Genomic DNA, 12,667 nt, shown 5'->3' with positions numbered 1-12,667 from the left:
CCATGATCCAGATCCAGAACGTTTCCAAGTGGTACGGCAGCTTCCAGGTGCTGACCGACTGCACGACCAGCATCCAGAAGGGCGAGGTCGTGGTGGTGTGCGGCCCCTCGGGCTCGGGCAAGTCCACCCTGATCAAGACCGTCAACGCGCTGGAGCCCTTCCAGCAGGGCGACATCGTGGTGGACGGCATCTCGCTGGCCGACCCGAAGACCGACCTGCCCAAGCTGCGCTCGCGCGTGGGCATGGTGTTCCAGCACTTCGAGCTGTTCCCGCACCTCTCGGTCACCGAGAACCTGACGCTCGCGCAGATCAAGGTGCTGGGCCGCAACGCCGATGACGCCAAGGTGCGCGGCCTGAAGATGCTGGACCGCGTGGGCCTCTCCGCCCACAAGGACAAGTTCCCCGGCCAGCTCTCCGGCGGCCAGCAGCAGCGCGTGGCCATCGCCCGGGCGCTGTCCATGGACCCCATCGTGATGCTCTTCGACGAGCCCACCTCCGCGCTGGACCCGGAGATGGTCGGCGAGGTGCTGGACGTGATGGTGCAGCTCGCCAACGAGGGCATGACCATGATGTGCGTCACGCACGAGATGGGCTTTGCCAAGAAGGTCAGCCACCGGGTGATCTTCATGGACGCCGGCAAGGTCGTCGAGGACTGCCGCAAGGAGGACTTCTTCGGCAAGCCGGAGGAGCGCTCGCCGCGTGCTCGGGATTTCCTGTCCAAAATCCTCAACCATTGACCCCCCCTACTCGCTTCGCGAGCCCCCCGAGGGGGCGCATGCGACGGCCCGGCAGAGCCGGATCCGCGCACGCCGTGCCTGAGGGACTCGACCGCTTCGCTGGCCTCGTCCCGCCTGCATCGGCGTCGGCGCAGGCCGGCTGCGCATGGCTGCACTAAGTCCAACATGACCCGAGGTCTGCGCATCCTGCTCGGCTCGCTGGCCGCGGCGCTGCTCGTCGGCGGCGCCGGCTGGCTGGCCTACACCGCCAGCCTGCGCCAGGGCACGGAGGCGCTGCGGCGCGAATCCAACCACCAGCTGGAGCTCTTCGCCACGGCGGCGGAGGGCGTGATCAAGCGGCAGGAATCCATCCCCGCCACGCTGCAGCTGAGCCCCGAGGTGCTGGCGCTGCTGCGCGAGCCGCAGTCGGCGGCCCGCGCCGAGGCCGCCAGCCTCTACCTGCGCCGCCTCAATGCCCACCTGGGCAGCCTGGAGCTCTTCGTCCAGAACCAGCAGGGGCTGGTGCTCGCCGCGAGCGACGCCTCGCTGACCGGCGAGGACTTCTCCTTCCGCCCCTACTTCCTCGAGGCCCTGGCCGGGCGCGTGGGGCGGCATTTCGCCATCGGCACGCGGGACGGGCGGCCGGGCTACTACGTCTCCCACCCCATCCACGACGGTGCCCGCGTGGTGGGCGTTGCGGCCATCAAGATCCGGCTCGACCCCATCGACGAGGCCTGGGCCACGCTGGAGTCGCCGGCCCTGCTGGCGGACTCCAACCAGGTGGTCATCCTCTCCTCCGAGCCCGCCTGGCGCTACACCAGCCTCACGGAGCTGAGCGTGGACCAGCGCGTGGATCTGCAGCTCTCGCGCCTCTATGCCGCGCAGCCGCTGCCGCGCTTCCCGCTGAAGGTGGACCTGCGGGTGGATGAGGACAGCCAGGTCGTGGAAGGCGTGCTGCCGCATGGCCTGGGGGAGGCCGCCCCCACGCCCCGGCTCGCCAGCCGCGCCATGCTGGTCCTGGGCCGGCCGCTCAACGGCATGGACTGGCGGCTGATGATGTTCAGCGATCTGCGCCCCGTGCGGCAGCAGGCCAGCACCCACGGCCTGCTGGCGGCGCTGGTGCTGGGCGTGGTGCTGCTGAGTGCCCTGATCCTGCTGCAGCGTCGCCGCATCCTGCGCCAGAAGCTGGAGGCGCACGCCGCGCTCGAGGACCAGGTCGCGCGGCGCACGCAGGCCCTGTCGGAGGCCAATGCGCAGCTTGCGCAGGAAGTGACCGAGCGCCAGCAGGCCGAGGCCACGCTGCGCCAGGCGCAGGACGAGCTCGTGCACGCCGGCAAGATGGCGGCGCTCGGGCAGCTGGCCACGGGCATCACGCACGAGCTGGCACAGCCGCTCGGCGCCATCCGCACGCTGGCCGGCAACGCGCTCGAGTTCATGCGGCGCGAGGACCTGCGCTCGGTGCAGGGCAATCTCGAGATCCTGACCCGCCTGGCGGACCAGATGGGCCAGATCATCCAGCCGCTCAAGGGCTTCGCGCGCAAGAGCCAGGCGCGGCCGCAGCGCTGCGATGTCGGGCTGGCCCTGGGCAATGCGCTCTTCCTGCACGACCAGCGCCTGCGCCAGCTGCAGGTGGCGCTGCACCGCGGCATCGAGCCCGGCCAGGTCTTCGCCTTCTTCGACCCCAACCGCCTCGAGCAGGTGCTGCTGAACCTCGTCGGCAACGCGCTGGACGCCGTGCAGGACCAGCCCTCGCGCCAGCTCTGGCTCCAGGCCTCGCACCGGGAGGGTCAGGTCTTGATCCATGTGCGGGACAGCGGGCCCGGTCTGGGAGACGAGGCGCTGGCCCGCCTGTTCGAGCCCTTCTTCACCACCAAGGCGCAGGGCGTGGGGCTGGGACTGGGGCTGGCCATCTCCCGCGACATCGCCCGCGAGGGCGGCGGCGAGCTGGAGGCCCGCAACCACGCCGAGGGCGGCGCGGAGTTCATCCTCACGCTGCCGGGCGTCGACGCCGGCCGGGCCCAGGCCTGACAATGCCGCCATGACCCTGCCCCCGAATCCCGAGCTGTCCGTCCTCCTCGTCGAGGACGACCTGCACATGCAGCTGGGCTGCGTCCAGGCCCTGCAGCTGGCGGGCCTGCCGGCACGCGCCGTGCTGTCCGTCGAGGAGGCCCGGCCGCTGCTGCACGCCGGCTTCGCGGGCGTCGTGATCACCGACATGCGCCTGCCCGGCGCCGACGGCCTGAGCCTCGTGCGCCACTGCCAGGAGCTGGACGCCGCGCTGCCCGTCATCATGATCACCGGCCATGGCGACGTGAGCCTGGCGGTGGAGGCCATGCGGGCCGGCGCCTACGACTTCATCCCCAAGCCCTTCTCGCCCGAGCACCTCGTCGAGGTGGTGCGCCGCGCGCTGGACAAGCGCCGCCTGACGCTGGAGGTCGCGCAGCTGCGCGAGGCCCTGGCCCGGCGTGACGGCGTGGCGGGGCAGCTGGTGGGGCGCTCGCCGCAGATCGAGGCCGTGCGCCAGCTGGTGGCGCGCGTGGCGGAATCGCGGGTGGATGTGCTGATCCGCGGCGAGACCGGCACCGGCAAGGAGCTGGTCGCGCAGGCCCTGCACGAGCTCTCGGCGCGCCGCGGCGGCCCCTTTGTGGCCCTGAACTGCGGCGGCCTGCCGGAGACGCTGCTGGACAGCGAGCTCTTCGGCCACGAGCCCGGCGCCTTCACCGGCGCGCAGAAGCGCCGCATCGGCAAGATCGAGCACGCCAGCGGCGGCACGCTGTTCCTGGACGAGGTCGAGAGCATGCCCATGGCCGCGCAGATCAAGCTGCTGCGCGTGCTGCAGGAGCGCCAGATCGAGCGCCTGGGCTCCAACCAGCCGCTGCCCGTGGACTGCCGCGTGGTGGCCGCCAGCAAGGACGATCTGCTGGAGAAGTCCCGCCAGGGCAGCTTCCGCAGCGATCTCTACTACCGTCTCAACGTGGTGACCATCGACCTCCCGCCGCTGCGCGAGCGGCGCGAGGACATCCCGCTGCTGATGGAGCACTTCCTGCTGCTGGCTGCGAGCCGCTACAGCCTCGCCGTGCCGACGGTCAGCGCCGCGCAGCTGCGCACGCTCACGGCCCACCACTGGCCGGGCAATGTGCGCGAGCTGCGCAATGTGGCGGACTGCCTCGTCCTGGGCGTGCGCAGCGACGTGCTGGGCGACGTGCAGGGCGACCCCGCCGCGCCGGCGCCCGCCCCGCAGGCGCTGTCGCTGGCCGAGACGGTCGAGGACTTCGAGAAGAGCCTCATCCGCGAGGCCCTGCAGCGCCACGGCGGCAACATCGCCCGCAGCGCCCTGGCCCTGCGCACACCGAAGACGACGCTGGCGGACAAGATCCGCAAGTACGGCCTGAACGCCGGGGACGCCCCGGGCTGAGGGCCCCGCCTCGCAGCCGCCGCGACGTGCCTTTCGACCCCGGGCAGCCGGCTTGCATACACTGCGCGTGGAATGAGCAACCCACCCATGGACCCCGCACGCATCCTCCTCGTTGAAGACGACGACCGCCTCGCCGCCCTGGTGGCCGAGGCGCTGCGCAAGGCCGGCTACGACGTCGAGGTCTGCGGCGATGGCGCCGAGGGCGAGGCCCGCCTGCGCGCCGAGGCCTTCGACGTCGTGCTGCTGGACGGCCATCTGCCGGGCAAGGACGGTTTCGATGTGCTGCGCGACGTGCGCCGCGACTTCAAGGGCCGCATCGTCATGCTGACCGCCCGCGACGACGACATCGACCAGGTGCTCGGTCTCGAGGGCGGCGCGGACGACTACATCACCAAGCCCGTCGCCCCCCGCGTGCTGCTGGCGCGGCTGAAGGCCCTGCTGCGCCGGGATGCGCCCCCGGCCGCCGCCGAGGCCGCGACGGCGGAACCAGCGGAGGCGATGGACTTCGGCCCGGTGCAGATCCGCCCCGCCGCCCGCGAGCTGCGCGTCCACGGCGAGCCCGTGGAGCTGACGACGGCCGAGTACGAGCTGCTGCTCTTCCTGGCGTGCCGCGCCGGGCAGGTGGTCTCGCGCGAGGACATCATGCAGGGCCTGCGCGGCCTGGAGTTCGACGGCCTGGACCGTGCCATCGACGCCCGCGTCTCACGCCTGCGCAAGAAGCTGGGCGACGACGCCCAGTCGCCCGAACGCATCAAGACCGTGCGCGGCAAGGGCTACCTCTTCGTACCATGACCTGGCGCCATCCACCTCCCCCGACCGGCTTCGCCAGCCCCTTTCACGGGGCGCCCCCGCAGGACCGGCAAAGCCGGATCCTCGGGCGCCGCTGAGCCGGAGGGGGCCTGGCCGGCCCATCCCATTGCGACCCATGCTTCGCCTGCCACGACTCCGCTTCAAGCCCTCGCCGCTCGCGCGCATCGCGCTGGGGCTCGGGCTGGCGGTGCTCACGCTGCTGCTGCTGGCGCAGGGGCTGGTGGCCGTCGCGGTCGACCAGTTCACGGCGGACTACGTCAAGCGCTTCATGCGCGGCACGGTGGACGTGCTGGTCAACGAGCTGCGGCCGCTGGACCCCAAGGCCCGCGAGGCGCGCATCCGGCAGCTGGACCAGACCTTCGCCTATCCGGTGAGCCTCGTGCGCATGCAGGATCTCAGCGGCTCGCGCCAGGAGCAACTGCTGCGCGGCGAGCTGGTGGTGGCCGGGCTGAACCGGCGCGTCTATGCCCGGCTCGATGCCCAGGGCGATGCCGTGCTGCAGCTGGGTCCGCTCAACGCGGACTGGCAGCCGGGCCAGTCCTGGCAGCTGCCGCGCGAGCTGTGGCTGCAGCTGCTCACCGGGCTGGCGCTGGCCTTCGCGGTGATGGGGCTTGCATGGTGGCTGCTGCGGCCGGCCTGGCGGGACCTGCGTGAGCTGCAGGCGGCGGCCGACCAGATCAGCGCCGGCCACTTCGACACCCCGCTGCCGCGACCGCGCAGCCGCCTCTTCTCGCCGCTGGCCCACGCCATCCGCTCCACGCTGCAACGCCTGGCCTCCGCCCTGGCCAGCCAGCGCGAGCTCACCGGCGCGGTCTCGCACGAGCTGCGCACCCCGCTGGCGCGCCTGCGCTTCGCCATCGACGCCCTGATCGACGAGGACGACGCCGCCCGGCGCGAGGCCCAGGTCCAGGCCTGCGAGCGCGACATCGAGGAGCTGGAGGGCCTGATCGACGCCAGCCTGATGCTCGCCCGCCTGGACACCGGCGCGCTGAGCGCCAAGCCTGAGCTGGGCGATCTGGCGGAGCTGCTGCACCGCGAATCCGAGAGCCTGCGACCGCTGCTGGACGACAAGGACCTGAGCCTGGCCGTGAGGCTGCCGGACACGCCCCTGCCCTTCGATGCGCAGATCCTGCCCTATGCCCTGCGCAACGGCCTGCGCAATGCCGCCCGCCACGCGCGCCGCCGCATCTGCCTGAGCGCCTGGCTGGAGCACGAGCAGATCTGGCTGGCCATCGACGACGACGGCGAGGGCGTGCCGGAGGCGCTGCGCGAGCTGGTCTTCACGCCCTTCAAGCGCCTCGAGCGCCACCGCCGCTCGCGCGGCTTCGGCCTGGGCCTGGCCATCGTGCGGCATGTGGCGGAGAGCCATGGCGGCCACGCGCTGATGCAGCGGGCGCCGGAGCTGGGCGGCGCGCGGCTGCTGATCCACTGGCCGCAGCAAACGCCGCCCGGGCGCTGACGCCCCCGCTATGCTTCCGGCATTGCGCCTTCAGGAGTTCGCCATGCAACGACGTGCCGTGCTGCACGGGGCCACGGCCCTGGCTTCCCTCGCCGCCCTGGCGGCCCTGCCCCCGGCCTGGGCGGACGAGGCGCCCGCGCCCGCGCCTGCCCCCGCGCCGGGCCGGGACTGGTTCGTGTTCCTGGAGCGCGGCATCCCCACGCCGCCGGACAAGGCGCGCGTGACGGCCATGCAGAAGGGCCACATCGACAACTTCGGGCGGCTCTTCGCGGCGGGCAAGCTCTTCGCGGCCGGCCCCATGCGCGACCCGACGCAGCTGAAGCGCGGCATCGTGGTCGTGCGGGCGCCGGACCTCGACACCCTGCGCCACTACTTCGACGAGGACGAGTACGTGGCCCTGGGCCACATGACGCTCAACGCCCAGCCCTGCATCGTCAGAAAGGCCTTGAACACCACTGGCCTGAACCTCCAGAAGATCGTCGAGAACCGCATCGTGATGCTCAGCGGTGCGGCGGCGCTGCGCCCCGAGGAGCGGCAGCAGCTCGAGGCCGCGCTGCAGGCGCTGGTCGACGACGGCACGCTGGGCGCCTGGTACGCGATGCAGGCCGGGCCCATCGACCACGTGCTGTTCCGCGCCGGCAATGACGAGGCCCCGCTGCAGGCCGCTCTGGCAGGCCTGCCCGGGCGCACGGACGAGCGCTTGCAGGCCGCCGTCTGGGGGCAGTGGTTCGCGGAAGGCGTGGTGCGCTGACGCGTCAGCCGCGCGGCCGCAGCCGCAGCGCCGCCAGCGCCAGCAGACTGCACAGGCCGCCCATCGCGAAAGTGCTGCCGGGGCCGAGGGCGTCCCACAGCCCGCCGGCCAGCCCGCCCGACACCAGCATGGCGAGGCCGCAGAAGAGGTTGAAGAAGCCGTAGGCCGTGCCGCGCAGCGAGGCCGGTGCCACCTCGGCCACCAGCGCCGCCAGCAGCCCCTGGCTCATACCCAGGTGCACGCCCCACAGAGCCACGCCGGCCAGCACCCACGGCCAGCCCTGGGCCCAGCCCAGCAGGGCCTGCGAGACCATCAGCACCAGCAGGCTGCCCGCCAGCAGGCGCGTCGCGGGCAGTCGGTCGGCCAGCTTGCCGAAGGGATAGGCACCGAGGGCATAGACCACGTTCATGGCCACCATCACCAGGGGTACCAGGGCCAGGGGGATGCCCTGCTGCTGCGCGCGCAGCACCAGGAAGGCCTCGCTGAAGCGGGCGAGCGTGAAGAGCGCGCCGAGGCAGGCCACCCACCAGAAGGCCGGGCCCAGCTGGCGCAGCTGCTTACGGCTGAGAGGATTGGGGCGCTGGTCCGCCGGCGCGGCCGCGGGCTCGCGCACCCCCACGGCCAGCAAGGCCACGCAGGCGACGGCCGGCACGCAGGCCACCCAGAACACGGCACGGAAATCCCCCGCCCACAGCACCATCAGCACCGTGGCCAGCAGCGGGCCGAGGAAGGCGCCCACCGTGTCCAGCGACTGCCGCAGGCCGAAGGCCGCGCCGCGCAGGGCGGGCGGTGCGATGTCCGCCACGAGGGCGTCGCGCGGGGCCCCGCGCAGGCCCTTGCCGATGCGGTCGCTGAGCCGCGCGGCGACCAGCAGACCCGCGCCCGGCGCCAGCGCGAACAGCGGCTTGCTGAGCGCGCCGAGGCCATAGCCCAGCAGCGCCAGCGGCTTGCGGCGGCCCCAGTGGTCGCTGAGCATGCCGGAGAAGATCTTGACGATGAGCGCCGTCGCCTCGGCCGCGCCCTCGATCAGGCCCACGGCCGTGGCGCTCATCCCCAGGCTGCCGACCATGAAGAGCGGCAGCAGGCTGTGGATCATCTCCGAGGAGATGTCCATCAGCAGGCTCACGAAGCCCAGCACCCAGATGGCGCCGGGGATGCGGCGCAGGGTGGCGAAGCGGGCGTTCTCGGCGGCGGGGCGGCTCATGAAGCGGACTTCAGCGCAGCCCCGTCCAGACTCAGAGGCGGCGGGCCAGGGACTCGGCCGTGCCGGTGTAGCCGCCCGGCGTCAGCGCGAGCAGGCGGGCCTTCTCGGGCTCGGGCAGTTCCAGGCCGCGGATGAAGTCCTGGATGGACTCGCGGGTGATGGCCTTGCCGCGGGTCAGCTCCTTCAGGCGCTCGTAGGGGTTGGGCAGGGCGTAGCGGCGCATCACGGTCTGGATGGGCTCGGCCAGCACTTCCCAGGCGGCGTCGAGGTCGGCGGCCAGCGCGGCCTCGTTGATCTCCAGCTTGTCCAGGCCCTTGAGCAGGGAGTCGTAGCCCAGCAGCGCGTAGCCCAGGCCCACGCCCATGTTGCGCAGCACCGTCGAGTCCGTCAGGTCCCGCTGCCAGCGGCTGATGGGCAGCTTCTGGCTCAGGTGGGTCAGCACGGCGTTGGCCAGGCCAAAATTGCCCTCGGCGTTCTCGAAGTCGATGGGGTTGACCTTGTGCGGCATCGTCGACGAGCCGATCTCGCCGGCCTTGGTGCGCTGCTTGAAGTAGCCGAGGCTCACATAGCCCCACACGTCACGCGACCAGTCGATCAGGATGGTGTTGGCGCGGGTCACGGCATCGAACAGCTCGGCCATGTAGTCGTGCGGCTCGATCTGGATGGTGTAGGGGTTGAAGGTCAGGCCCAGCTGCTGCTCGATCACGCGCTGGCTGAAGGCTTCCCAGTCGAAGTCGGGCCAGGCGCTGAGGTGGGCGTTGTAGTTGCCCACGGCGCCGTTCATCTTGGCCAGCAGCTTGACGTCGGCGATGCGGGTGCGGGCATTGCGCAGGCGGGCCACGACGTTGGCGATCTCCTTGCCCACGGTGGTGGGGCTGGCGGTCTGGCCGTGCGTGCGCGAGAGCATGGGCACGGCGGCCAGGGTGTGGGCCATGCCGGTGAGCTTGTCGATGATGCGGTCCAGCGTCGGCAGGATCACGTCCTGGCGGGCGGCCTTGAGCATCAGGCCGTGGCTGGTGTTGTTGATGTCCTCGCTGGTGCAGGCGAAGTGCACGAACTCGCCGGCGGCCTTCAGCTCGGCGTGGCTCTCGAAGCGGGACTTGATCCAGTACTCCACGGCCTTGACGTCGTGGTTGGTGGTCTTCTCGATGTCCTTGATGGCCTGGGCATCGGCCTCGCCGAAGTTCGTCACCAGGGCGCGCAGCAGCTCGCGGGCGCCGGCGGACAGGGGCTTGAACTCGTCAAAGCCGGCATCTGACAGGGCGATGAACCACTCGACCTCGACCTGCACGCGGCGGTGCATCAGGCCGAACTCGGACAGCAGCGGGCGCAGGCTGCCCATGCGCGAGGCATAGCGGCCGTCCAGGGGAGACAGGGCGGTGAGGGCGGAGAGGTTCATGGCGGGAGCCGGCCGCGAAGCCGGAAAAGAGCGAGGGCAAACCCGCGGATTTTAGCGTTGCGCCCAGCCGGACGTCCGTGCCATCCGTCGCACCTGGGCAGGCCCGTCTTCGCGCCGGGTCACAATCCGGGCCGCGCCCGGCATCGCTTCGGGCCGCCTGCATCATGACGAGGGAGTCCGATTTGTCATCTGTCACCACCCCCTGGCGCCGGCGCCTGCTCGCCGGCCTGCTGCTGACCGCGGGCCTCACGCTGAGCGCCTGCCAGCGCCCCGGCGCCCCGAACGCCGGCCCGGCGCTGTCAGCGTCCGCTGCGGCCTCCGCCGCGCAGACCTCGCCCAGCCTGACCGCGAAGGCGGACGCCCTGCTCGCCCTGCATCGCCAGATGGTCGTGCTGATGGACGGCGAGGCCGCGCTCAAGCCCGCCGAGCGCGAGGCCGTCAGCAGCGTCGGCCTGATGCTCTTCCACGACCTGCAGAAGGGCCAGAGAGCCCTGGTGGAGCAGGCCTTCGCCAAGGACGCCTCGCTGGACGCGCTGGCGCAGCTGCTGGACCGCATCGAGAGCGAGCCCAGCTGGTTCGACGCCGACCGCCTGGCCTTCAAGGACCTGCTGCTGCAGCTGCAGCAGCGCCTGGGCGCGAGCCAGAGCATCGCCGGATTGAAGCTGGCCAAGCGCGCGCAGGAGGACCTGGCCGTGCTGTCCGAGGTCGAGCAGGCCTACGAGCGCGAGCTGCGCGACACCTTCGGCCGCTTCGCCCAGCGCGGGATCGAGCTCAAGCGCGAGAAGTGGACGGACTACGTCGCCAAGCTCAAGACGATCTACCACCGCGAGCAGATCCTCAAGGACTACGCCACCATCCTGCCTTCGGTGCAGGCCAAGCCGAGCGCGGGCAAGAGCGAGCGCGAGCTCTTCGGCCAGCAGCTGCCCGAGAAGACGGTGCTGCTGAGCTTCGACGACGGCCCGCACGGGCGCTACACCGACGAGATCCTGGAGATCCTGCAGCGCTACCAGGCCCCGGCGATCTTCTTCGAGCTGGGGCAGAACCTCGGCAGCGTCGACGCCCAGGGCCAGGTGAAGCCGGGCCCCGGCAGCGACGTCGCCCGGCGCGTGCTGGCCGCCGGCCACCAGCTCGCCAACCACAGCTTCACCCATGGGCTGATGTCCAAGTTCGCGCAGGAGCAGGTGCGGGACGAGGCCGCGCACACCGAGGCCCTGCTCGACAAGGCCGGCCGCAGCGGCCAGGCGCTCTTCCGCTTTCCCTACGGCGCGCGCAACGACGAGGCCCTGAGCACCATCGAGTCCCTCAAGCTGCGCTCGATGATGTGGAACATCGACTCGCTGGACTGGTCCGACCCCATCCCCAAGTCCATCGCCGCCCGCGTGATCGGCGAGGTGCAGAAGCAGCAGCGCGGCATCGTGCTCTTCCATGACATCCATGCCCGCACCGTCCAGGCCCTGCCCCTGGTGCTGGACCAGCTCGTGGCCGAGGGCTACAAGTTCGCGAGCTGGAAGGACGGCCAGTTCCTGAGCGCCGACCGCAAGCCCCTCGACACGGGCGACACGCAGCTGGCCGGTGCCGCGCTCTACCGCGACAGCCACGCGCTGATCATCGGCATCGACCAGTACCAGCGCTGGCCCCGCCTGCAGCATGCCGGACGCGACGCGAAGGCCATGCAGGAGACGCTGCAGACGCGCTTCGGCTTTCGCCCCGAGAACGTCAAGCTGCTGCTGGACGGCGACGCCACGCGGTCCAACATCCTGCGCGCGCTCAACAAGCTCTCGGGCAAGGAGCTCAAGCGCGATGACCGCGTCTTCGTCTTCTTCGCCGGCCACGGCAGCACGCGCAAGCTGCCGAGCGGGCGCGAGGTGGGCTATGTGATCCCGGTGGACGCCGGCCTGGACGACCTGCAGACCGACGCCATCGCCATGCCGCAGCTGCAGGAGCTGGGCGAGGCGCTGCCGGCCAAGCATGCGCTGTTCGTGATCGATGCCTGCTACTCGGGCCTGGGTCTCACGCGCGGCGGCGGGGCCTCGAACAACAACAACTTCATCCGCGACAACGCCCGCCGCCTGGGCCGCCAGATGATGACGGCCGGCGGCACCGACCAGCAGGTGGCGGACGACGGCCCCGGCGGCCACTCGGTCTTCACCTGGACGCTGCTGCAGGCGCTGGCCGGCAAGGCGGACCTGAATGGCGACGGGCTCATCACCGCGACGGAGCTGGCCGCGTATGTGGCGCCGGCCGTCTCCGCCGTCGCGCACCAGACGCCGGCCTTCGGCAGCCTGCCGGGCTCGGAGGGTGGCGAATTCGTGTTCGAGCTGGCGGCCGCGCAGGAGCAGGCGCTGAGCAGCGACAGCGGCCAGCTCGACGCCCAGGCCTCCGCCCTGGCCAAGCGCCTGGACGAGGCCAAGACCGCCGCGCAGGCCCCCACGGCCAAGGCCGTGCAGGTGAAGCTGCAGGGGCTGGACGGCAAGGAGGTGGCCATCGCCGCGCCCACCGCCAAGGTGGATCCGGGCGCCCGCGTGGCGGCTCAGCGCGCCAATGACCGCGGACTGCAGCTCTACAAGGAACGCCGCTACGAGGAGGCCGAAGCCGCCTTCACCGAGGCGCTCAAGCTGCAGCCCCGCTTCGCGCTGGCCGCGAACAACCTCGGCTTCATCTACTACAAGCGCGGCAAGCCCGTGGAGGCGGCGCGCTGGTACCAGAAGGCCCTGGAGATGGACGGCAGCCGCTCGATGGCCTGGCTCAACCTGGGCGATGCGCAGCTGCAGGCCGGTGACGACATCGCCGCGCTGGTGGCCTACAAGAGCTTCGTGGAGCTGGCCCCCCAGCACCCGCGCACCGCCGAGCTGCGCGCGTGGATCGCCCAGCCCGACGCGGCCCACCGGCCCAAGCTGCCGGGCTGACCGCGCG

Annotated in this window: 9 protein-coding genes; 7 read left to right on the top strand and 2 right to left on the bottom strand. The window is 71.6% G+C overall.

All coding sequences use genetic code 11. The features are described from left to right. Positions 1–2 precede the first annotated feature (2 nt). The 6 genes from QRD43_RS03940 (at position 3) to QRD43_RS03915 (ending at position 7,151) form a co-directional block, all read left to right on the top strand. The gene (locus QRD43_RS03940) at positions 3–737 is read left to right on the top strand and encodes an amino acid ABC transporter ATP-binding protein (RefSeq protein ID WP_285981169.1); all 735 of its coding nucleotides are present in this window, start codon (positions 3–5) and stop codon (positions 735–737) included. Between the two features lie 165 nt (positions 738–902). After that, the gene (locus tag QRD43_RS03935) at positions 903–2,744 is read left to right on the top strand and encodes a sensor histidine kinase (protein WP_285981168.1); all 1,842 of its coding nucleotides are present in this window, start codon (positions 903–905) and stop codon (positions 2,742–2,744) included. Positions 2,745–2,754: 10 nt separating this feature from the next. Continuing rightward, on the top strand, positions 2,755–4,131 hold the full coding sequence (locus tag QRD43_RS03930; RefSeq protein ID WP_285981167.1) for a sigma-54-dependent transcriptional regulator: 1,377 nt from the start codon (positions 2,755–2,757) through the stop codon (positions 4,129–4,131). An 87-nt stretch (positions 4,132–4,218) separates the two neighbouring features. Beyond that, positions 4,219–4,923 (top strand): winged helix-turn-helix domain-containing protein, encoded by a 705-nt coding sequence (locus tag QRD43_RS03925; RefSeq protein ID WP_285981166.1) that lies wholly within the window; start codon positions 4,219–4,221, stop codon positions 4,921–4,923. A gap of 133 nt (positions 4,924–5,056) precedes the next feature. After that, on the top strand, positions 5,057–6,400 hold the full coding sequence (locus tag QRD43_RS03920) for an ATP-binding protein (protein WP_285981165.1): 1,344 nt from the start codon (positions 5,057–5,059) through the stop codon (positions 6,398–6,400). 43 nt (positions 6,401–6,443) lie between these two features. Next, positions 6,444–7,151 (top strand): YciI family protein, encoded by a 708-nt coding sequence (locus tag QRD43_RS03915; RefSeq protein ID WP_285981164.1) that lies wholly within the window; start codon positions 6,444–6,446, stop codon positions 7,149–7,151. A gap of 4 nt (positions 7,152–7,155) precedes the next feature. On the opposite strand, the gene QRD43_RS03910 is transcribed toward QRD43_RS03915, so the two are convergent. Together QRD43_RS03910 and purB are read right to left on the bottom strand one after the other, a co-directional pair. Beyond that, the gene (locus tag QRD43_RS03910; RefSeq protein WP_285981163.1) at positions 7,156–8,355 is read right to left on the bottom strand and encodes an MFS transporter; all 1,200 of its coding nucleotides are present in this window, start codon (positions 8,353–8,355) and stop codon (positions 7,156–7,158) included. Positions 8,356–8,386: 31 nt separating this feature from the next. Further along, complete coding sequence (purB, locus tag QRD43_RS03905) at positions 8,387–9,754, bottom strand: adenylosuccinate lyase (protein ID WP_285981162.1); 1,368 nt, start codon at positions 9,752–9,754, stop codon at positions 8,387–8,389. 182 nt (positions 9,755–9,936) lie between these two features. Here purB and QRD43_RS03900 point away from each other — a divergent pair, with 182 nt between their 5' ends. Continuing rightward, complete coding sequence (locus QRD43_RS03900) at positions 9,937–12,660, top strand: polysaccharide deacetylase family protein (protein WP_285981161.1); 2,724 nt, start codon at positions 9,937–9,939, stop codon at positions 12,658–12,660. The last annotated feature ends 7 nt before the right edge of the window (positions 12,661–12,667 follow it).

This window comes from Roseateles subflavus, from assembly GCF_030285365.1.
GTDB lineage: Bacteria > Pseudomonadota > Gammaproteobacteria > Burkholderiales > Burkholderiaceae_C > Roseateles_B > Roseateles_B subflavus.
This window is presented reverse-complemented; position numbering and strand designations above follow the sequence as displayed.